The 22,601-nt window shown below is 32.3% G+C and carries 20 protein-coding genes; 10 read left to right on the top strand and 10 right to left on the bottom strand.

Annotated elements, in window-relative coordinates:
- Positions 1-36 precede the first annotated feature (36 nt).
- Positions 37-972: a glycosyltransferase family 2 protein gene (locus J3S90_RS07160; RefSeq protein WP_188050130.1), complete on the top strand. Its 936-nt coding sequence runs from the start codon at positions 37-39 to the stop codon at positions 970-972.
- Here J3S90_RS07160 and J3S90_RS07155 read toward each other — a convergent pair.
- Together J3S90_RS07155 and J3S90_RS07150 are read right to left on the bottom strand one after the other, a co-directional pair.
- Positions 959-1,363: a sugar 3,4-ketoisomerase gene (locus J3S90_RS07155; protein ID WP_210645627.1), complete on the bottom strand. Its 405-nt coding sequence runs from the start codon at positions 1,361-1,363 to the stop codon at positions 959-961. The genes J3S90_RS07160 and J3S90_RS07155 overlap by 14 nt on opposite strands.
- Positions 1,364-1,366: 3 nt before the next feature.
- Entirely contained in the window at positions 1,367-2,437 is a 1,071-nt protein-coding gene (locus J3S90_RS07150; RefSeq protein ID WP_210645626.1) for a glycosyltransferase, read from the bottom strand.
- 46 nt (positions 2,438-2,483) lie between these two features.
- On the opposite strand from J3S90_RS07150, the gene J3S90_RS07145 reads away from it, so the two are divergent.
- The gene (locus J3S90_RS07145) at positions 2,484-3,380 is read left to right on the top strand and encodes a glycosyltransferase family 2 protein (protein WP_210645625.1); all 897 of its coding nucleotides are present in this window, start codon (positions 2,484-2,486) and stop codon (positions 3,378-3,380) included.
- Between the two features lie 30 nt (positions 3,381-3,410).
- Here J3S90_RS07145 and J3S90_RS07140 read toward each other — a convergent pair whose 3' ends face one another.
- Genes J3S90_RS07140 through J3S90_RS07125 form a run of 4 tightly spaced genes read right to left on the bottom strand, consistent with a single transcriptional unit; the run spans position 3,411 to position 7,611 of the window.
- Complete coding sequence (locus J3S90_RS07140; RefSeq protein WP_210645624.1) at positions 3,411-4,898, bottom strand: oligosaccharide flippase family protein; 1,488 nt, start codon at positions 4,896-4,898, stop codon at positions 3,411-3,413.
- A gap of 23 nt (positions 4,899-4,921) precedes the next feature.
- Positions 4,922-6,025 (bottom strand): DegT/DnrJ/EryC1/StrS family aminotransferase, encoded by a 1,104-nt coding sequence (locus tag J3S90_RS07135; protein ID WP_210645623.1) that lies wholly within the window; start codon positions 6,023-6,025, stop codon positions 4,922-4,924.
- Positions 6,022-6,972 carry a GNAT family N-acetyltransferase gene (locus J3S90_RS07130; RefSeq protein WP_210645622.1) on the bottom strand — a complete coding sequence of 317 codons (951 nt, stop codon included), beginning with the start codon at positions 6,970-6,972 and terminating at the stop codon, positions 6,022-6,024. Before J3S90_RS07130 ends, J3S90_RS07135 begins: the two co-directional genes overlap by 4 nt.
- A gap of 36 nt (positions 6,973-7,008) precedes the next feature.
- Positions 7,009-7,611 carry a trimeric intracellular cation channel family protein gene (locus J3S90_RS07125; RefSeq protein WP_188050123.1) on the bottom strand — a complete coding sequence of 201 codons (603 nt, stop codon included), beginning with the start codon at positions 7,609-7,611 and terminating at the stop codon, positions 7,009-7,011.
- A gap of 178 nt (positions 7,612-7,789) precedes the next feature.
- On the opposite strand from J3S90_RS07125, the gene J3S90_RS07120 reads away from it, so the two are divergent.
- The 7 genes from J3S90_RS07120 (at position 7,790) to J3S90_RS07090 (ending at position 16,037) form a co-directional block, all read left to right on the top strand.
- Entirely contained in the window at positions 7,790-8,578 is a 789-nt protein-coding gene (locus J3S90_RS07120; protein ID WP_188050122.1) for a TrmH family RNA methyltransferase, read from the top strand.
- 20 nt (positions 8,579-8,598) lie between these two features.
- On the top strand, positions 8,599-10,146 hold the full coding sequence (locus J3S90_RS07115) for a serine hydrolase (protein WP_210645621.1): 1,548 nt from the start codon (positions 8,599-8,601) through the stop codon (positions 10,144-10,146).
- Between the two features lie 100 nt (positions 10,147-10,246).
- Positions 10,247-12,469 (top strand): RelA/SpoT family protein, encoded by a 2,223-nt coding sequence (locus tag J3S90_RS07110; protein WP_188050119.1) that lies wholly within the window; start codon positions 10,247-10,249, stop codon positions 12,467-12,469.
- A 105-nt stretch (positions 12,470-12,574) separates the two neighbouring features.
- The gene (locus J3S90_RS07105) at positions 12,575-13,060 is read left to right on the top strand and encodes a Fur family transcriptional regulator (protein ID WP_188050117.1); all 486 of its coding nucleotides are present in this window, start codon (positions 12,575-12,577) and stop codon (positions 13,058-13,060) included.
- A 25-nt stretch (positions 13,061-13,085) separates the two neighbouring features.
- On the top strand, positions 13,086-14,357 hold the full coding sequence (locus tag J3S90_RS07100) for an adenylosuccinate synthase (RefSeq protein WP_210645620.1): 1,272 nt from the start codon (positions 13,086-13,088) through the stop codon (positions 14,355-14,357).
- Between the two features lie 217 nt (positions 14,358-14,574).
- On the top strand, positions 14,575-15,156 hold the full coding sequence (locus J3S90_RS07095; protein WP_188050113.1) for an NUDIX domain-containing protein: 582 nt from the start codon (positions 14,575-14,577) through the stop codon (positions 15,154-15,156).
- Positions 15,156-16,037 (top strand): DMT family transporter, encoded by an 882-nt coding sequence (locus J3S90_RS07090; RefSeq protein WP_210645619.1) that lies wholly within the window; start codon positions 15,156-15,158, stop codon positions 16,035-16,037. The genes J3S90_RS07095 and J3S90_RS07090 overlap by 1 nt, the downstream gene beginning before the upstream one ends.
- Positions 16,038-16,103: 66 nt before the next feature.
- Here J3S90_RS07090 and J3S90_RS07085 read toward each other — a convergent pair whose 3' ends face one another.
- The 3 genes from J3S90_RS07085 to J3S90_RS07075 form a co-directional block, all read right to left on the bottom strand.
- Positions 16,104-16,742, bottom strand: a complete 639-nt coding sequence (locus tag J3S90_RS07085; protein WP_210645618.1) for a peroxiredoxin — start codon at positions 16,740-16,742, stop codon at positions 16,104-16,106.
- A gap of 250 nt (positions 16,743-16,992) precedes the next feature.
- Positions 16,993-18,210, bottom strand: a complete 1,218-nt coding sequence (locus tag J3S90_RS07080; RefSeq protein ID WP_210645617.1) for an MFS transporter — start codon at positions 18,208-18,210, stop codon at positions 16,993-16,995.
- A 41-nt stretch (positions 18,211-18,251) separates the two neighbouring features.
- Entirely contained in the window at positions 18,252-19,160 is a 909-nt protein-coding gene (locus J3S90_RS07075) for an AEC family transporter (RefSeq protein ID WP_210645616.1), read from the bottom strand.
- 224 nt (positions 19,161-19,384) lie between these two features.
- On the opposite strand from J3S90_RS07075, the gene meaB reads away from it, so the two are divergent.
- Positions 19,385-20,533, top strand: coding sequence for a methylmalonyl Co-A mutase-associated GTPase MeaB (gene meaB, locus J3S90_RS07070; RefSeq protein ID WP_394369403.1), 1,149 nt, complete (start codon positions 19,385-19,387; stop codon positions 20,531-20,533).
- A gap of 3 nt (positions 20,534-20,536) precedes the next feature.
- Here meaB and J3S90_RS07065 read toward each other — a convergent pair whose 3' ends face one another.
- Positions 20,537-22,477 carry an LTA synthase family protein gene (locus J3S90_RS07065; protein WP_210645614.1) on the bottom strand — a complete coding sequence of 647 codons (1,941 nt, stop codon included), beginning with the start codon at positions 22,475-22,477 and terminating at the stop codon, positions 20,537-20,539.
- Positions 22,478-22,601 lie beyond the last annotated feature (124 nt).

The raw sequence follows: 22,601 nt of genomic DNA, 5'->3' as shown, positions 1-22,601 counted from the left end.
AAATCACCTATTTTTGTTGTCTTAATAAAAAAATAAATGCCTTTATTCTCCGTTGTAATTCCACTTTTTAACAAAGAAAATTTTATTCAAAATACTTTAAACAGTGTTTTGAATCAAACTTTTAATGATTACGAGATAATTATTATCAACGACGGATCGACTGATAAAAGTGAACAAATAGTTGAGGAATTCAATGATTCTAGGATTATTTATTTATCAAAATTAAACGAAGGCGTTTCGGCAGCAAGGAATTACGGAATTCAACATTCAAAAGGAAAATACATTGCATTTTTAGACGCTGATGATTTATGGTTACCATCTCATTTATCCGCATTAAAATCTCTTATTGACAGGCATCCAGAAGCTGGAATTTTTGCGTCACGCTATAAATTAATTTTCCAGAACCAAAGTATTTACACTCCGAATTATCAAAATATTAATGCGGAATACAGCGGAATTATAACTGATTATTTTGAATCGAGTTTGCATTATGCTGTTGCAACCTCCTCAAGCGTTGCTGTTCCTAAAAGCGTTTTTGAAAAAATAGGAAACTTTGATACTGCAATAAATATTGGAGAAGATATGGATATGTGGATAAGAATTGCATTAGAATATTCAGTAGTTATTGGCAACTCCGTTACTGTATCTTACTTGCATTTCGTAACGGATAGTTTATCTAAACAATCTATTTTTAATAAAAAAACAAAAGATTTTAGTTTTTATAAAGAAGCTGAAAAACAACATTCCACTCTTAAAAAATACCTAGATTTATATCGGATAGAATATGCGCTGCAATACAAAATGGCAAATAAAAAAAACATTGCCAAAAATTTATACCAACAGATTAATCCAGAAAACATCAGTTTAAAAAGTAAAATACTGTTTTACACACCCAGAATAATTTTAACTTTTCTCAAAAAAATCAAAATCATCCTGCGCAACAATGGTATAGAATTTTCTATCTATCACTAAATAATTTATAGGCTATAAATTGATCAAAATCTCTGATATAATCATCTTCATCAAATACTGCCGAAGCGATTACTAAACAAACACTACCAGAAGAAAAGTTATTGAGTTCTCTCCAAATTCCTTGATTTATTAACAACCCTTCAAAAGGTTTATTTAATGTAATTGTTCGTTTTTCTTTTCCATCATTAAGTACCACATCAAAGCTGCCACTTAGCGCGATAAGAAACTCTTTTTGTGTTTTATGTGAATGTCCTCCGCGTTTTGCTGCACTTGGCACATCATATAAATAGTAAACTCGCTTCATTTCAAAAGGCAAAACATCATGTTCAATAACAGATATATTTCCGCGATTATCTTCAATTTTTGGAATCGAAATAAATTCTACATTCATTTTTTATTCGGTTTTACTTTTTAGTAACGTTATCCATTTTTGAGAAATTTTTTCCGATGAAAATTTAGCTACAGATCCTTTTGTATTTTCTTTGCAATAGGTATAAAGTACTTTTTCATGTAGCATTCTATTCATTGCGATTTTCAAAGCTTCAAAATCCTGATTGTCTACTAAAAGACCATTTTCTTCATTCGATATTAGTTCGCTTGGTCCCGTTTTACAATCAAAAGAAATTACTGTCGTACCAACAGATAAAGCTTCTAAAATAACCATTGGAAACCCTTCATATTTACTTGTTAAAACTAAAAAAAGAGCTTCTTTACAATAAAATAAGGTATTTTCTTTAAAACCCAAAAGATGAATATAATTTGAATATTGACTTTCTTGAATCAGTTTTCGCAAACGGTCTTTCTCCTCTCCTTCTCCTATAATTACTAAATGAATTTCACTATTTGGCAAATCACTTTTACAATAGGTTGTAATCAATTGATCAAATTGCTTCAATGACACTAATCTTCCTATTGCAAGACAATATTTAAAAGGCAAACTAGCTTCCGAATTCATTATTTTGTTGTTAACATTTGAAATTACAATCCCTTTTTCAAAACCATATTTTTTTTTGATTATAGCATTTATTTCACTCGAAACTGACACAATCTTAAAAGCTTTACTAAAAATTTGATTTGCCATTACTTTAGTTGACGTAAAATAATGTTCTAAAACACTACTGTGAATCGTATAAATAAATTTAAAACCAGAATAGAGGTAATATAAAAAAACCAATTCCATCAACGGATTGATACGGTACCTAAAATCTATGATGTAGTCAAATTGTTGTTTGTTTAAATATTTTTTCAGTTTGAAGTATTTCTGAAATTTAGAATATTTCCCAAAATTAATTAAAGTACCATAATAAGGATAAGCTACTTTATTTTCTAAAACGATAACGTGAACCTCAAAATAGGAATCTTGTAACAACTGCGATAACGAACTAAAGGCACGCTCTAAACCGCCATCAGCAAGTGTATATCCTATGAGCGCTATTTTAGTCGTTTTGCCTTGCTTTACCAACATTGAATTATTATTTTCGTAACAAATATAAAACTCCTACCTCAACTTAATGCACAAAAATCCGCTAGTTACCGTAATTTGTTTGTGCTATAATCACGCATCATTTGTTGTTGAAGCTTTAGATTCTGTAATTAACCAAACTCATAGCAACGTAGAGCTAATTATAGCAGATGATTGCAGTACCGATAACTCTCAAAAAGTTATTGAAAGCTGGCTGAAAAACCACTCTGATATTCCGTTTATTTTTAATACTCAAAATAGAGGAAATACTAAAACCTTTAATCAGTGTTTAAAATTAGCTAACGGAGAATATATAATAGATCTTGCTGCTGATGATGTATTACATCCAGAATGCATCACAAAACAATTGAAAGGATTTGCTGAAAGCACGTATAAAAATCTTGGATTAGTATATGGTAATGCGGAATGGATTTCAGAAAAAGGGCAACACATTCACGACTATTTTGAAACTGACAAAAATAGAAAAGGAGTTGCTCTACAACCTACTGGTAACATTTATATTAATTTATTAAATGGTAAAACAAAACTTTGCTCCGTAGCTGCTTTAGTAAAACGAGAAGTTTTTGACAAGCTCAATGGTTACGATGAGAATTTAGCCTACGAAGATTATGATTTGTGGATTCGGGCTTCAAGAGTTTATAATTTTGATTTTGTCGATGAAATTTTAGTTCAGAAAAGAAAGTTGAATAATTCTATGTACACTTTATTGCTACAAAAAAACAATTCGAAAACACGTCGTTTCAATTACTCGACTTATCTTATTTTGCAAAAGGTTTTTATTTTAAATCAAAACAAAGAGGAATTTAAGGCCATGCTGAAACGCATTCGAGTAGAAATGAAAATAGCTTTTCACACGCGTGATTTTTTATTGCTCACTAAGTATGTTTTTCTAGATTTGAAGGTTAGAGCAAAAACTTTGTACTAACTGATGGAGCGCTATAAATAGTTTTAATTATTAAAATTTATTTCTAAAATTTGCTAAATAGCTTTTAATATCTATTCTTTTATCAAATTCTATATAAGATAAATAAAACGAATAAAAACAAAGTATAATCAAAATCCAAAAAGAATTAGGATAATCAATCCAAAAAACAACTATAGAAGCTAAAACCCCTAAAATTATTGATTTACAGATAATTATAAAAGTATTTTTTCTGAAATTAAATTCAAATTTCTTATTAACAATATAATAAACATACAAACCATAAAGAACGTAATTTAGCAGTAAGGCCAGACCAATACCTACTAAACCTAAATAGTTATAGAATAAAATAGTAAATCCAATATTCATTGTATCTGACAATAATTCTTGCTTAAAATACAATTTCTTTTCCCCTTTTGCTAAAATTATAAAAGCAAGTGGCCACATTATCGCCTTAATAATTATGGCTAATAATGCCAATTTAAGAATCAAAACTACTGCAATAAAATCTCTAGAATACAATATTCTAATTACAAAGGGCGCTAAAAGATAAAGTACTAAAATAAGTGGCGTAATAAGCAATAAGCCCACTTCAATTTGATCATTCACCAAGTCTTTAACTTTTGCATTATCTTTTTGTACGATGGTCAATCGAGGATAAAAATCAGTACACATAGCATTAAAAATCAGCCCAACATAGCTAATCAGTATCGTAGAAGCAGCGACATACAATCCTAAAACAGACTCAGAAACATGCTGAAAATTGAAATAAAGTTTAAGTAAGTAAGCCGTTATTTGCCCGAAAATTACATTTACAGAGAGTAAAAACCCCAATTGTATCATATCCTTACCGCGTGATATCGTTTCTTTTATACTTACTTGAACCGGAATTACTTTAATCTTTCTTGAAAAAAACCAATTTACTAGATAATTCAAAATGGCAGACAAAAGCAAAACAGCTACAATACCATCTAATCTAAATAAATAATAGATAGGAATAGTAATTAGAGTTAATACAACCGAATAGACAACCGAGGAAAAAGCGATTTTTTTTATGGAGCGAGTGCCTTGCAAAAGCACCATTTTATGGACTGCTAAACTGGAGAAAATTAAATTAAAAGACAAAACGTAAAACCAATTAGCATATGCTTCTGATCCAAAAGTCCAAATACTTAAATTATTTGCAAGTACAAAAGTCACTAAAAAACCAAAAAATCCTGTCACTATAGCAGCTCTTTTAAGGACTACAACTGTTCTTGAAAATTCTTCTATATCATTCTTAGAATGTGATAATGATACCATTCGTACACCACTTATACTAATACCAAATCCTGTTACAGCAGTAATTATAGACATCATATTTTGTAAAAGTCCTATAATACCAACGCCGGTAATTCCTAAAAACAAAGCGACAAATTTAGAGCCAACCAACCCAACAAGAATTTTTAATACTTGTGAAAAGCCAAAAACTCCTGTGGCTTTTAAAATGGTTTTCTGTGATTCCTTTCTTTCTATTTCCACTTTTATTTAAATACTACTTTGTACTAGATCCATTCATTTACTTTTTTTATAATAAAACTCACCTGCTCTATAGTTAAAGTTGGATTTAATGGCAGACTCAATACTTGATCATGAATTTTTTCGGTAATAGGAAAAGATAAATTATTAAAAGAGGCTAATGCTTTCTGTTTGTGAGGAGGAATTGGATAATGAATAACCGTTTCTATTCCATTCTCAGTCAAATAACTTTGTAATTCATTCCTGTAAGGAGTACGAATTACAAATAAATGAAAAACATGACTTACCGAATTATCATAAAACGGCAATGTAATTTTATCGTTTTTTATTTCTGATAAATAACGTTTTGCAATAGCACGTCGTTTATCATTATCGGCCTCTAAATAAGGCAATTTTATATTTAAAAAAGCCGCTTGTAATTCATCTAATCTTGAATTTACACCTGCAAAATCATTGTAATATTTGGTTTTAGAACCATAATTTCGAAGAGAACAAATTACTTTAGCCAATTCAGAATTGTTTGTTACTACTGCTCCTGCATCGCCTAATGCACCCAAATTTTTACTTGGATAAAAACTATAAGCAATGGCAGCTTCTTGATTTATTGTTTCTGTTTTTTGATTTGCTTTTGCACCATGAGCTTGCGCAGCATCTTCTACAACAACTAAATTATGCCCAGTAGCAATGGTATTTATTGCATCCATATCAGCTAATTGTCCGTACAAATGAACTGCTAAAATCGCCTTAGTTCTAGAATTGATTTTATCACTAATTAAGTCTGGATTGATATTATAGGTTTCTATTTTTGGCTCGACCAAAACCGGAACTAAATCGGCTTGTAAAATAGCCAAAATACTAGCGATATAAGTATTTGCGGGTACAATAACTTCATCGCCTTTTTGCAATTTACCTAAAACAATATATGCTTTAAAAAGCAACACTAAAGCCTCTAATCCATTGCCTGTACCAATACAATGTTTTGCGCCGCAATAGTGAGCAAATTGGGTTTCAAATGTTTTAACTTCATTTCCTAAAACATACCAACCGCTTTCTAAAACTGATTTTAATTTTTCATGAAAAGCAGTTTCAAAAGGTTCATTTATCTTTTTTAAATTTAAAAATGGTATCATATCAGATTCATTTTATAAAAATCCTGACTATAAACGGAACAACCCAACTCTTCTTTTTGTTTTAAAAGTCCAGCATGATATCCGCTTTCAATGTCTTCATTTACAATACCCATATCAAAAAAAAGCTTTCCTTCTTGCTTATATTTTTGTATCAAGTTGATGAATAAAAAATCTAAAGCACGAAGACTTTCCCCTCTATTGGTAGTTGCGCCATACTGAGACTTAACAGTTGTAGGAGTTTCAAATAGGGTAATTCCAGCAATAATTTCATTTTCATGATACACTGAAAATTGCTTGATATTATCTGGAAACCTATTTTTTAATTGGGTTATTTCGGCTAAAGTATGAACGGGTTTTGCATTGTATTTTTCTTTTAGACGAGGCTCTAATATTAATTGCCAAAAAGCATTTAATTGCTGTTCTTCGACTAAGTCTAAATCGTCCATTTCTATTTTTCTAAAGTGTTTTAATTTACTTTTTGAAATTTTTAGAGGCAGACTTAGATTTATAGCTAAATTCATTTCCTTTTTTAATACAAAGGCTCCTTTTTTAAATAAGAAAAAATCAGCTTCTTGATTTCCCCTATAAGTGTAAAAAGAGGGAATTGGCTTGTAATAGAAATATAAAAATCCTTTTTGCTTCAAAAAAGATAACAAAGCTTCAATAATAGCTGCTACTTGCTCAGCATTTATTTTAGACGAATATATTAATCCACCATAAGTCAGGCCTTGATGGGAATAAACAGAATCCCCTTCACGATTCGCAGGTAAAACAGCGACCAGTTTTTGATCATCGTAGACCATCAATGAGAAATCATTAAATCGATGTTTATGGTATTCCATAAAATCACGATGAAATAAAAAAGTTGCGTTTTTGGCTTGACCAATAAAGGCATTCCAGTTTAGATAATCGTTTTCTTGGTATTGTTTAAGAGAATAGTTTTTCAATATTTTATTTTAAACTTAGTGAAAGTGACCATTTTTTTATTTGTTTTCTAAAGTAGGTAAATACCATCTAAATTTTACAGCCATCAAACGCACAGAGATAATAACCAATGAGGTAGTCAAGTATAAAATATCATTATCTAAATTTAATTTTCGAAGTAAGAAGAAGACAGTTCCTCCTAAAATACATATGGTAGCATAGATTTCTCTTCTAAAAATAACGGGGATTTCGGTACATAAAATATCACGAATCACACCTCCAAAACACGCAGTCATTGTCCCTAATGCAATACAAATAACAGGATGAAGTCCGGTGTTTATTCCTTTTTCAAGACCTATCAATGTAAACACACCCAATCCGATGGTATCAAACAAAAACAACGAAGTACGCAATTTATCGAATTTTTTTCTAAAAATAATCGCCAACACAAAGCTAATTCCTATAACGTAAACATACTTTAGATCCAGCATCCAACCTACTGGAGTTCTTCCTATTAATACATCTCGCAGGGTTCCGCCACCAACCGCAGTAACAAATGCAATAATAAAAACCCCAAAAGGATCCATCTTTTTATTCATAGCGGTTAATGCGCCCGACATGGCAAATGCCATTGTACCAATGATATCCAGTATTTGAAACATTTATTTTGGAAGTTTGAGTTTTGAAAATCGTACAAAAATAACTAAAATACGCGTCAAATCAGTTGGAAACTCTCTTAATTAAAGATTCTACTTATTCTAAATAAATATTCGAACCCGATCACAAAAACTGGATTTTCTCTGTGTATATTTGTAGCTACTAATTAAATAGTTGAAAGCTTTGAAACAAATCACTTCGATACAAAATTCATACATAAAATCTTTAGTGCTATTACAAGAAAAAGCGAAGGCGCGCAGACAATCGGGAACTTTTTTGATGGAAGGAAAACGTGAAATTGCTATAGCCATAAAAGGAGCTTACGAAATAGAAACACTACTGTTTTTTCCAGAAATATGTTCAGAGTCAGAAGCTCGTGAATTATCAAATAATGCGGAGCTGATAGAAATCAACAAAGAAGTCTATCAAAAACTCGCCTATCGAGATACCACCGAAGGGATTTTGGCTATAGCCAAAACAAAAGCACTACAATTATCTGATTTAAAATTATCAGATAATCCATTAATACTTGTTGCCGAAGCGCCAGAAAAACCAGGAAATATTGGTGCGTTATTAAGAACTGCCGATGCGGCAAATCTAGATGCAGTAATCATTGCCAATCCAAAAAGCGATTTATACAACCCTAATATTGTGCGTTCTAGCGTAGGTTGCCTTTTTACGAGACAAATCGCCACGGGAACAACATCAGAAATAATTGCTTTTTTAAAAGAACGAAACATCAATTTTTATTGTGCTACGTTACAAAATTCGACTGCATACCACACACAAGACTATACTGCTCCAACAGCATTAGTAGTGGGCACAGAAGCTACTGGTTTAACCCAAGAATGGCGAAAAGAAGCAACACAAAACATCATCATTCCTATGCAAGGTGAAATCGATTCTATGAACGTTTCTGTTGCTGCTGCAGTTTTGATTTTTGAAGCCAAAAGACAGAGAAATTTTAAATAATTAATTTTAAATTAAAAAAGATGAGAAAAAATATCTTAGCCTTATTATTAATCGCTTTTAGTGTGAGCACTTTTGCACAAATGAGTTCGACACAAGTCGACGAATTAGTAAATCGCACTTTAAAAACTTTTAACGTTCCCGGAATTGCAGTTGCCATTGTCAAAGATGGAAAAATTGTTCACGCTGAAGGATACGGTGTTAAATCTATTTTGACCAAAGAAAAAGTAGATGCCAATACACTTTTCGGAATAGCTTCAAACAGTAAAGCTTTTACCAGTGCAGCTTTAGCTATGTTAGTAGATGAGGGCAAAATGAAGTGGGACGACAAAGTCATTAAATACCTTCCTAATTTCAAAATGTATAATGATTACGTCACTAATGAATTTACGATTCGTGATTTACTAACCCACCGCAGCGGATTGGGTCTTGGTGCGGGTGACTTAATGATTTGGCCTGATGGAAGTAATTTTACAGCACAAGACATTATTCAGAATTTACAATATTTAAAACCAGTTTCCGCTTTCAGAACGCAATATGATTATGACAATTTACTTTATATAGTCGCTGGCGAAGTTATTCACGTTGCTAGTGGTTTAAGTTGGTGTGATTTTATCGAGCAACGCATTATGAAACCATTAGAAATGAATAACAGTGCGGCCTCTTTTTTACGACTAAAAGATACCACCAACATTATAGCTCCTCATGTGCCTATAGATGGAAAACTAAAAGTTATCAAGCGCTATCAAAATCAGCTTTTTGATGCAGCAGCCGGAATTTATTCCAGCGTAAATGACCTAAGCAAATGGACAATTATGCAAATGAATAACGGACAATATGGAGCAGATAAAAAGCAATTATTTTCAAAAAAAGAACACAACGAAATGTGGCAATTGCAAACTATCATTCCGGTAAATGCTAGACCACCTTATAATACCCATTTTAGTGGTTACGGATTAGGATGGTTTTTGAGTGATGTAAAAGGATACAAACAAGTAACTCATACTGGAGGATTAGAAGGAATTGTTACTCAAGTTACCTTACTGCCTGAATTGAATTTAGGAATTATTGTTTTGACTAATCAGCAATCTGGTGCGGCATTTAGAGCGATAACAAATACCATAAAAGATAGCTATTTAGGGATACAACCAGAAGATTATGTTGCCAATTACAGCAAGAGTTTAAAAGAAAATGAGGAATCTGCAGATAAAAAAACAGAAGCTGTCTGGGCGACAATTGCTACCAACAAAAAAAATAAAGTAAAAGAAGATTACAAGAGAATTTTAGGAACCTACAAGGACAATTGGTTTGGCGAAGTAGCGATTTCAGAAAAGAAAGGTAAATTATATTTTGCTTCCAAACGTTCGCCACAACTTACCGGTGAAGTTTTTTTCTATAAAGAAGGTAATTATGTTGTAAAATGGAACAATACTTATTTTCATGCCGATGCTCATTTATTTTTTGAATATGACGCAACAGGAAAAGCAGCTCGATTGACAATGAAAGCCGTTTCTGAACTAACCGATTTTAGCTATGATTTTCAAGATTTAGATTTTAGTAAAATAGACTAATGTTTTGATAAATTGTAATTTAATATTTAAGCATTGAAAAGCGTTTTTCCTTGCATATCTCCTAACAAATTTCTATTTTTAGGAATTGAATCCTACCCGTATGATAGAAATTGATCTAGAAAAAGAAAATAAAGCAATTGCTCAAGAATATAAAGAATTACTGCGAATAAGCTATCAAACACTAAGTGATGAGGATAAAAAACTCATTCGCAAAGCATTTGATGTAGCTGTAGAAGCGCACAAAGACCAACGAAGAAAATCAGGTGAAGCTTATATTTTTCATCCCATTGCTGTTGCTAAAATTGTAGCCTCAGAAATAGGATTGGGAGCAACCTCTATTGCTGCCGCATTGCTACACGACGTTGTAGAGGATACACCAACTACAGTTGAGGATATCGCCAATATGTTTAATCCAAAACTTGCTCAAATTGTAGAAGGACTTACAAAAATAGCATTGGTTCAAAAGGATTTAAACATCTCTATGCAAGCAGAGAATTTTAGGAAAATGATATTAACGTTGAATGATGATGTTCGCGTTATTCTGATAAAACTTGCCGACCGTTTGCACAATATGCAAACCATGGAATCGATGCGAGAGGACAAACAAGTCAAAATAGCCTCTGAAACACTATACATTTACGCACCTTTAGCGCACAGACTTGGCTTATACAACATCAAAACAAAGTTGGAAGACTTAGGTCTTAAATATACAGAACCAGCTATTTATAATGAAATTGTTAGCAAAATACAAGAAACCAAAGAAGAACAAGACGATTATATAAAATCTATTTCTGATGTACTTAAAAAGTCATTAGACGACGAAGGTGTCGAATACATAATAAAAGGGCGACCAAAATCGATCTATTCGATTCGTAGAAAAATGCATGCTCAAAACGTAAGATTCGAAGAAGTCTATGATAAATTTGCACTTCGGATTGTATACAAATCCAACACCCACGACGAGAAATTTATTGCTTGGAAAATATACTCTATAGTCACGGATCATTATAGACCGAGTCCAAGCCGTTTACGAGACTGGATTTCTTCACCAAAATCTACAGGTTATGAAGCCTTACACATTACTGTAATGGGACCTAAAGGACGTTGGGTAGAAGTGCAAGTACGAAGTGAACGTATGGATGAAATTGCAGAGAAAGGATATGCTGCACATTACAAATATAAAAATGGCGCTACAGAAGAAAGTGGTTTAGATGTATGGCTTAATTTATTGAAAGAAGCTTTAGAAAACTCTGAATCAAATGCAGTAGATTTCGTAGAAGATTTTAAAATGAATTTATATTCAAAAGAGATCTTTGTATTTACACCTAAGGGTGAAATTAAATCACTTCCTAAAGGGGCAACCTCACTCGATTTTGCTTTTAGCATACACTCGGAAATAGGAATTCGCACAAGAGGAACACGAGTAAACGGAAAATTAGTGCCTCTTAATTTTGAATTAAAAAGTGGTGACCAAATAGAAGTCATTACTTCACAACATCAAAAACCAACCATCAACTGGCTTGATTATGTAACAACTTCGAGAGCTAAAACAAAAATCAAAAATGTTTTAAACGAAAACACTAAGAAAATTGGTGAAGAAGGAAAAGAACTCCTAACTCGAAAATTAAAACACTTAAAAATAACGTTAAGCGAGCAAGTTATTAATGAATTGGTTAACTTTTTTAAATTAAAAACGAGTTTAGATCTATTTTACAGAGTTGGAGTTGGAGCCATAGAAAATCAACAATTAAAAGATTATGCTGCTCAAAAGAGCAATACCTTCATCAACTTTTTCAAAAATAAAATGAAGCGTTCTCCTAGCTCTCAGGCTATTGAGGACATACAAAGACCAGTAATAAGCAGCAACTATGACATGCTTGTTTTTGGGAAAGAACAAGATAAATTAGATTATAAATTATCGCCTTGTTGCAATCCAATTCCTGGAGATGAAGTTTTTGGATTCGTTACGATTAACGAGGGAATAAAAGTGCATAAAAAAGATTGCCCTAACGCGATAGGAATGCAATCTAATTACGCTTATCGAATCATGCCTGCCAAATGGATTGACTCATCGCAAGAAGAATTTAAAGCAATCATTAACGTTACAGGAATGGATGTTTTAGGACTTACCAATCAATTGACAAAAGTAATTTCAAACAATATGCATGTCAATATTCAAAGTATAGCTTTGAATACCGACGCTGGAATTTTTCATGGTCAAGTTACTGTAATTGTACAGAACAATACGATCTTGAAAAAAATGATCAGTAACATCAAAAAAATTGATGGTGTAGATAAAGTAACTCGCGAATACAAAACATAAAAATTTGTTTATTTTTTATCTTTTAACCTAGAAAAAGGACAAACTTTGAACTTAACAAACGGGAAACTTTAATCTTTAAACTAAAAAAATTACCTTTGCCAGTATATGACACTCATTTCAATAGATAACACGAAAAACCAAGAAATTGTAAAAAATGTTTTTACAATGTATCTTGAAAATAAAGGACATCGTAAAACCCCTGAGCGTTATGCAATACTTCAGGAAATTTACGACAGCGAAGAACATTTTGATGTAGAGAATCTCTATATCAAAATGAAAAACAAGAACTATCGTGTGAGTAGAGCAACGCTTTACAACACCATCGAATTACTTCTTGACTGTGCTCTAGTTCGAAAACATCAGTTTGGACAAAATCAGGCTCATTATGAGAAATCGTACTTTGATAAACAGCACGATCACATTATTATGACCGATACAGGTGAAGTAATTGAGTTTTGTGATCCCAGAATTCAAACTATTAAGAAAACAATTGAAGAAATTTTTGATATAGAAATCACCAATCATTCTTTGTATTTATATGGTGTAAAAAAACAAAAAAAGAACGAGGAACAAGACGGTTCCGAAATATAAAAATTAACTACAAATAACACACAGAATGACCGTAGATTTATTACTAGGATTACAATGGGGAGATGAAGGAAAAGGAAAAATTGTTGATGTTCTAACTTCAAAATACGACATTATTGCTCGTTTTCAAGGCGGACCAAACGCAGGACATACTTTAGAATTTGACGGAATAAAACACGTACTTAGAACCATTCCTTCTGGAATTTTTCACGGAAACAACATTAACATCATTGGTAATGGTGTTGTAATTGATCCTGTAGTTTTTAAAAGTGAGATTGATGGTTTGGCTAAATTTAATTTAGACCTACAATCTAAATTGATCATTTCAAGAAAAGCTCATTTAATCTTACCTACGCACCGTTTATTAGACGCAGCTTCGGAAGCTTCTAAAGGAAAAGCAAAAATTGGATCTACGCTTAAAGGAATAGGGCCAACTTACATGGACAAAACTGGTAGAAACGGAATTCGTGTAGGAGATATCGAATTAGAAGATTTTGCTGATCGTTACAGAGCTTTGGCTGATAAGCATGAAGCGATGATTGCTTTTTACGATGTTGATATTCAATACAACTTACCGGAATTAGAAAAAGAATTCTTTGAAGCAATTGAAGATTTAAAAAAATTAGATTTTATCGATAGTGAAGAATATTTACACCAAGCACAGAAAGCAGGTAAATCTATCTTGTGCGAAGGTGCGCAAGGGTCTTTATTAGATGTAGATTTTGGAACATATCCATTTGTTACTTCTTCTAATACTACTGCTGCAGGTGCTTGTACTGGTTTAGGAATTGCGCCTAACAAAATCAAAGAAGTTTTTGGAATTTTCAAAGCTTATATCACTCGTGTTGGTAGCGGACCCTTCCCTACTGAGCTTTTTGATGAAGATGGTGCAACAATGGCAAGAGTAGGAAATGAATTTGGATCTGTAACAGGAAGACAAAGACGTTGTGGTTGGTTAGACTTAGTAGCGCTTAAATACGCGATTCAAGTAAATGGTGTTACCCAATTGATGATGATGAAAGGTGATGTTCTTTCTGGATTTGAAACACTAAAAGTATGTACGGAATACAATTATAAAGGAGAAAAAATTTCTCATTTTCCTTATAACATCGAACCAGAAAATGTAACTCCTGTTTACCAAGAGTTCAAAGGATGGAAACAAGATTTAACTGGTATGACAACGTATGATGAATTACCGCAAGAGCTTAAAGAATATATTGAATTTATAGAAAAAGAAGTTGAAGTTCCTATTAAGATTGTCTCTGTAGGACCAGACAGAAAGCAAACGATTCTAAAATAAGATTACTAACGCTCTGATAATTCAGAGCGTTTTTTTTTTAAACAATAGCTTTTTAATTAAGATCATAAACCTACTCCACTCTAAATTTCAAATTTATTTTGGCTATTTAGTAAATTGATGACGATTAACAAATACACTCCTTAAGTTATTATTGTGGTCTGAAATAAACAGCTACAATATTGCTCTAGAATACTCTTTTAAACAAAATCCATTTCACATGAAAAACCCCGTAATTAACATACAAAAAACCGAAGTCCTTTCTAATAACCACTATATTTTAAATAAAGTAACATTTGATTATCAAAAGAAAGATGCATCATGGATCACTCAAAAAAGAGAAGTGTATGATCGTGGCAATGGTGCAGCTATTTTGTTGTACAACACCAAACAAAAAACAGTTATTCTTACCCGACAGTTCCGATTGCCTACTTACTTAAACGGGAATGCATCGGGAATGATGATTGAGGTTTGTGCGGGATTACTAGATCAAGATAATCCAGAACAATGCATCATAAGAGAGACTGAGGAAGAAACAGGATACCGAATTACTGCTGTACAAAAAGTAATGGAAACTTATATGTCGCCAGGTGCCGTGACAGAAATTCTATATTTGTTTGTAGGACACTATGACGAAAGTCTAAAAGTGAGTGAAGGTGGTGGATTAGAAAGTGAACAAGAAAATATAGATGTTTTAGAAATGTCCTTTGAGGAAGCTTATGCTAAAATCGAATCGGGTGAAATTAAAGATGCCAAAACAATCTTGTTATTGCAACATGCCAAAATAAAGAATCTTGTTTAATGAGCAAAACAACAAAAGGCATTTTATTTGCATTGCTAGCTACGTTTTTATGGTCGGTAAACATGGTTATTGCTAGTGGCGTAAAAGAACATATTCCGCCAATAGGCTTGGTTTTTTGGCGTTGGACAGTTGCTTGTGTTGTACTTACTCCTTTAGCTTTGAGAGCGACTATTATAGATTTTAAAATTATAAAAAAACACATTAAATATCTCTTATTAACTGCAATATTAGGTATCTCAATCTTTAACACTTTAATTTACTTTGCCGGAAAAACCACGAGTGCTTTTAATTTATCCTTGATGGCTATCTCGATTCCCTTATTTATTATAGGGATTTCTAGAATTGTATTTAAAGAGAAAGTTTCGAATCTAGCTATAGCGGGAATTATAACTATAATTACAGGAGTTTTAGTACTTATTAGTAAAGGTTCATTAGACGCATTGCTTCGTATTAACTTTGCATTTGGAGATTTATTAATGCTTCTCGCCTGTTTTTTCTTTGCTTGTTATACTCTTTTAGTTAGAAAAAAGCCAAAGGAATTAGAGCCTAAAGTGTTTTTATATTCTGTATTCGTAATTGGTACCTTGATACTGCTGCCTTTTTACCTCTGGGAAAATACTTATCTCGAAAAAGTAGTAATCGATTCAAAGACACTTCTTATTATCTCCTATGTTGGCATATTCGCTTCGTTAGTTTCTTTTTACTTATGGAACGAAGCCATCGGATTAATTGGCACATCAAAAACAGCTGTTATTTATTACTTGATTCCAATATTTAGTGGCATTCTCGCATATTTTTTTCTAGGCCAATCTATTGAATTTATACAAATTATAAGCATGGCTATTATAGTATTGGGACTAATAATTACCAATAAAAAATAATTAGAAAACAAAAAGCAGTATAATAATACATACTGCTTTTTGTTTTAACTTGTAAAATGAAAAGACCTATTTATTAGGTTGTGGTGTCATTCTTAAATATGGTTTTATTCGTTCGGAACCTTTTGGAAATTTTGCCGCAATATCTTCATCTTTAATTGATGGTGAAATTACAACAGGATCACCGTCTTTCCAATTCGCTGGAGTGGCTACACTATAATTTGCAGTTAGCTGTAAACTATCAATTACACGTAACAATTCATCAAAATTTCTACCCGTAGAAGCTGGATACGTCAGTGTTAATTTAATTTTTTTATCGGGTCCAATTATAAAAACAGAACGAACTGTAAAACTTTCACTGGCATTGGGATGCATCATATCATATAACATAGCAACATGCTTATCCTCGTCGGCAATGATAGGAAAATTTACAGTAGTATTTTGAGTTTCATTTATATCCTTAATCCACTCCATGTGAGAAGCTACACCATCAACACTCAAAGCAATAACTTTTACATTTCGTTTTTGAAATTCAGGATAATAGTTTGCTACTGTTCCTAATTCAGTAGTACAAACTGGAGTAAAATCAGCTGGATGTGAAAACAATATACACCATGAATCTCCCAGCCATTCATGAAATTTTATTTTTCCTTGTGAGGTCTCTGCTTCAAAATCAGGGGCAATATCGCCCAATCGTACTGTTGCCATACTCATTTATTAATTTGATTAATATTACGGTAAGTTATTGAATTTAAATTGATAAAGAAAAATATAAACTTAAAATTCTACTCGTTTTACTTAAAAACAAAAAAAAAGTAATAATAAAATTAGCCTTAGGAATACTAAACTCATAGCCCTGATCGCAATGGCATCCTTTTATTTCCTATTAAGACGAAGGAAGAATAGGAAATAAAAGATATAATGGAGAGCAGGAATAAGCTCCAGAAAAAAATTTATATTAGGCCTGTTTTTTCTTTAAGTTAGGCAAAAAGAAAGCTATGATCCCGATTAGAGGCAAATAAGCACATAAATGATATACATAAGTAATACTGCTATGATCTGCTAAATTTCCTAACAAAGCGGAACCAAGACCGCCCATTCCGAAAGCAAAACCATAAAACAGACCGGAAACCATACCCAGTTTTTTAGGCAATAATTCTTGTGCATAAACCAAAATTGCTGGAAATGCCGAAGAGATAATTGTACCGATTACTACCGATAATACACCTGTCCAGAATAAATCTACAAATGGCAACAATAATGTAAACGGAGCGGCTCCTAATACAGAAAACCAGATAACATATTTTCGGCCAAATTTATCTCCTAAAGGACCTCCAATTAAGGTTCCTAAAGCACACGAAGCTAAAAAGAGAACCAAGTGAAATTGAGCATCTTGAACAGATAAATTAAATCTCTCCATCAAATAAAAAGTAAAATAACTAGACATACTAGCCATATAAACAAATTTTGAGAATATGAGCACCATCAAAATTACTACCGAAATTACAATTTGATTTTGAGACAAATTCGGCAAATCGATTACTGCTTTTTTGGTACTTCTTAAACTGAGGTGATTTTGATACCAAAGTGCTATTCTGCTCAAAACTAATAATCCGATGACTGCCGCTACAAGAAACCAAATAATGTAGTGTTGCGCATTAGGCACAACGATTAATGCCACTAACAAAGGTCCTAAAGCTGTACCAGCATTTCCGCCCAACTGAAATATAGATTGTGCTAAACCACGCTTTCCTCCAGAGGCTAAAAAGGAGATGCGAGAAGCTTCTGGATGAAAAATTGAAGAACCAATCCCTACTAAAACAACCGAAAGAATAATCATAGAAAAACTAGCTGCGTAAGACAAAGAGATTATTCCGAGTGCTGTAAAAATCATTCCGAAAATCTGAGAAAAAGGTTTAGGCCTTTTATCGGTGTACAAACCTACCAAAGGTTGCAAAATCGAAGCTGCTAGTTGATATGCTAATGTAATTAAGCCTATTTGAGTAAATGTTAAATTATAATTGTCCTTTAAAATAGGATAGGCAGCAGGAATTACTGCTTGTAATAAATCATTAATCAAATGCGCAAATGCAATTGAAAATAATATAGGATAAACTGTTTTTTGTGCAGTAGAAACGCCATCAATAGTTGATGCGTTTGTAGAGGATAAATTCATTTTTTTTTAATAAAATACATTAATACTGCTTCAAATAAGATTTATAGTTGAAGTACAAAATACCAAAAAATTAAGGTGATGAAAGAAAGTGGAATTCCAAAACCAATCATCATGCTACTCAATTTAGGTTTTAATCCGTGAGTCGTTGCGAGAATGCTCCCGGTAATCATTGGAGCCATTGCAGATTCCATAACAGCTACGTCTATCGTTTTTGAATGCTGCTGCAAAATTACAACATACAGTAAATAGATGAAAGCCGGAGTGAGTATTAATTTAAATAAAAGTCCCAATCCTAAATATCTCCAATGCTGACTTCTTCTATCAAACTGTAATTGCAAACCAACAGAAAGCATCGCTAATGGTGTAATAACACTTCCTGTTTTTTGAAGAAAATATTGAATGTATTCGTGAAAATCAACATTTAAAAAATTCATCAAACAAGCTATCACAAAAGTGATGAATGGTGGGAAAATAGCAATTTTTTTTGCGATTTCGAGACCATTTGGCTTTCCAGTAGAGTACAAAGTAGCAATCAGAATAGAAACCGTAGAAAGCACAACAAATGAGCCAGGTTGATCTACTAAAATAGCCGTTTTTAACCCTTCCTCTCCATACAATGCTTCGATGATTGGATACCCCAAAAAAGAGGTGTTTCCTAAACCAGCTGTAATAATTAAACATCCTGTAAGTTTACGAGACCATCCGAGCTTTTTACCTAAAAGACTAAAAAACAGATAAGAAGCTGCAAATCCAAGCCAAGCTACTCCAATGGGATATAACAGTTGGTTATTCCATACGATTTTAGGTATATAATACAATGCAATAGCAGGAAGACACAAGTAAATTACAATCTTATTTAAAAGTTTGTAAATTTCCGTAGGGAAGCCCTTTAACTTTTGAAGAAAAAGACCTAGAAATAAAAAAATAAAAATTAATGCAAAGTTATACATGATACACAATTGATTGCAAAAATACTATTTATATATCTCCTAGAAATAAAGAAAAACAGAAATGAATAATAATTACATCATTGCCATTTATAGTATTAATAATAATGATATTGGTAAAAAAGCATTGTCTCCTTTTATAATTCTTATTTTAATTGAACAAAAAAAAGAATCCTTTTACTAGGTAAACAATGACTTGATATAGGATGCTTTTTTTGAAACTGTTTATGTTTTCACTACTTTTACTTTTCAAATCATCCATTTTGCAAAACAAAAAATCACATCCTAGCGCTTTGAATGAAAAAGCAGGAATTGCTCCACCAGAAACTACTAGTTTAACTTCTATTGGAACAATTCAGCATTTTAGAAAAATACAACCTTCAGCAACTGCATTAGTTGAAGGTATTTTAGCGGGAAACATAACTGCTTTGAGTCGTGCCATTACTTTAGTGGAGAGTACAAATAACAATCACTTAAGCAAAGCCAATGAAGTAATTAATGCTTGTTTACCACATTCTGGGAAATCGATGCGAATTGGAATTACTGGTGTTCCCGGTGTAGGTAAAAGTACTTTTATTGAAGCCTTTGGTAAATTTTTGACCAATCAAGGAAAAAAAGTAGCGGTTCTTGCTGTTGATCCTAGTAGCACCATAAGTCATGGTAGTATTCTGGGTGATAAAACTCGTATGGAAGAATTGGTTAAAGATAAAAATGCTTATATCCGTCCGTCTGCTTCTGGTGAAACATTAGGAGGTGTTGCTCGAAAAACTCGTGAAACAATTACACTTTGCGAAGCGTGTGGTTTTGATACTATTATTATAGAAACGGTTGGCGTTGGCCAAAGCGAAACCGCTGTTCATAGTATGGTAGATTTCTTTTTATTGCTAAAAATAGCGGGTGCTGGAGATGAATTACAAGGCATAAAACGGGGTATTATGGAAATGGCAGATGCTATTGTAATTAATAAAGCCGATGGTGATAACATTAAAAAAGCGCAGTTTGCTAAAATGGAATTCAATAGAGCATTACATCTTTTTCCAGCAAAAAAATCAGGATGGATTCCTAAAACCTCCACTTGTAGCGCTATCACTCAGGAAGGCATTCCAGTAGTTTGGGAAATAATTCAAAAATTTCTAGCATTGACTAAAGAAAATCAATCCTTTTTTGAAAAAAGAAAAGAACAAAATCAATATTGGATGCTGGAAACCATAAATGAGCAATTAAAAATAAATTTCTACAACCAACACGAAATACAGAATCTTTTAGAACCTACAAAAAAAGCGGTGCAAAATAATGAAATATCACCATTTGCAGCCGCTCAAAAATTATTAAAATTGTATCAAAATTCTAAAAACAATCCGCAGAATACGGACTAGTTTCTATTTCTTTTTCTTGATATCTCTTAGCTTATATTTATTTTCTCTATATAAATTACCTGCAGTAATCACATGCGCTAAAGCATCTTTTGCCAATTCAGGATCTAATTTTACTGGAATTAATGTAGTATCATTTTTAATTTTAAATTGCAAAGGTTGCAAATTAGGTTGCATAATGACAACTTGATCCTCAATTCTAAAAGCATTGATATCATTAAACTGCATGATTGACCTACCTTTTGTTGTTGCCTTTATTTTAGTTAAATTTCTCCCCACCATAGGAGTTTCAAACTCAGCGCCTAAATAACTTAATAATGTAGGCGGAATGTCAATTTGACTCGCTAATTGATCGTATTTTTTTCCTTTAGGAACATTTGGACCAATTATTAAAGCAGGAATATGAAATTTATTGATTGGAACTAAATTTTTACCAAATGTTCTGGTGTTGTGATCTGCTATCACAATAAAAATAGTGTTTTTATAATACGGTTCTTTTTTAGCCATTTCCATGAATTTTCCAATCGAGAAATCAGCATATTTCATGGCATTGTTCACCGTTGCAGCTTTCTGATCGTATCGTTTTATTCTTCCTTCGGGATATTCAAAAGGTTCGTGATTGGATGTAGAAAACATCAATGAAAAGAATGGTTTGTCTCCTTTAGATTTAAAATAATCGTTGGCCTTAACTACTAAATCTTCATCAGAATAACCCCAAGTTCCTTTGAAAGCATATTTTTTACCATCAGCATCAAAATCATCTTGATCTACAATATCCTCAAAACCATTTCCGTTAAAAAAAGAAGCCATATTGTCAAAATTAGACATTCCTCCATAAATAAAACTGGTTTCGTATCCTTTGCGTTTTAAAGCTTCTGCCAAAGTAAAAAACCCTTGTTGTGAATTACCTAATTTCACCACACTTTCTGATGGAGATGGAAGAAATCCTGTAACTACCGCTTCTATCCCTCTCACACTACGCGTGCCCGTACAATATAGATTTGTAAACAATAAACCTTCTTTAGAAAGTTTATCAAACTCCGGTGTTAGGGGTTTTCCACCTAAAATTCCAACATATTCTGCACCTAAACTTTCTTGTAAAAAGATAACTAAATTGTACGGTCTTTTTAAGATGGTGTCTGGAGTTTGAACATGCAAAAAAGGAATAGCTGGATCTGTAAATTGAGTCACATCCATGTATTTTTTTACACGTGCTGTGGCTTCTGCCTCCTCCATTTTACCATACATTTTTGTATTTCCTTCGTTCTTAATTGAATAGGCAGCAAATGCAACAGTATAAAAAGAATTTAATCCTAAGCAATTGGTCAATTGATCTGTAGAAAAAACTGCATTGCTGGCATTAATAGGTCTTTTAGAAGTCAAACTAGAACGTGCTCCAAAAAAGAGTAAAAAGAGCACTAATGGAAAGAGTAGTAATTTGAATTTATAATCTGAATAATGAGTATGAAAGAGAACTTTTCCTTTTTTCAGAGCAAAATACAATACAACACCCAGAATTAAAAAAGTTACTATAATGGAGGTCAAATAGCTTTTTAGCAACATTCCAACCACTTCTTTGGGATATATTAGATAATCTAAGAAGATTTTGTTGGGACGTGTATCGTATTGCTTTACAAAATCTGGAGTAGCAAGCTCGACAAAAAGAATCAAAAATAGAAATAAAATACTATAGAAAGGCAGGATTTTATTAACGAATTTAATAGCATTATTTGGAGTAAATGTAACTAAGAGCGCTGGAAGAAAGGATAAATAACTCAAAAGAATTAAATCCATTCGTAAGCCAATTGGAAAGATATACCAGTAATTCTCCGTTTCTACTACTCGATCTTTGAATAAGAAAAATAAAAACAACCGACTCAAAGTCATAATTAGCAATCCAATTGCCATAAAGTTAAAAACAGGTTTTAAAAAAGCTAATTTTTTCATTAAGAGGAAATTATTATATTTTATAAATGGATATTAATTTTAAACAAAAATAAACAGAATAAAAGGAATATGATTCTGTTATATAATTAAAACAAAAAATAAAAGCCAATCATAAACAAACCAA

Source organism: Flavobacterium flabelliforme, from assembly GCF_017948675.1.
Taxonomy (GTDB): domain Bacteria; phylum Bacteroidota; class Bacteroidia; order Flavobacteriales; family Flavobacteriaceae; genus Flavobacterium; species Flavobacterium pygoscelis.
Note: the sequence above shows the minus strand (reverse complement) of the source record. Positions and strands in the feature narration are given on the sequence as shown.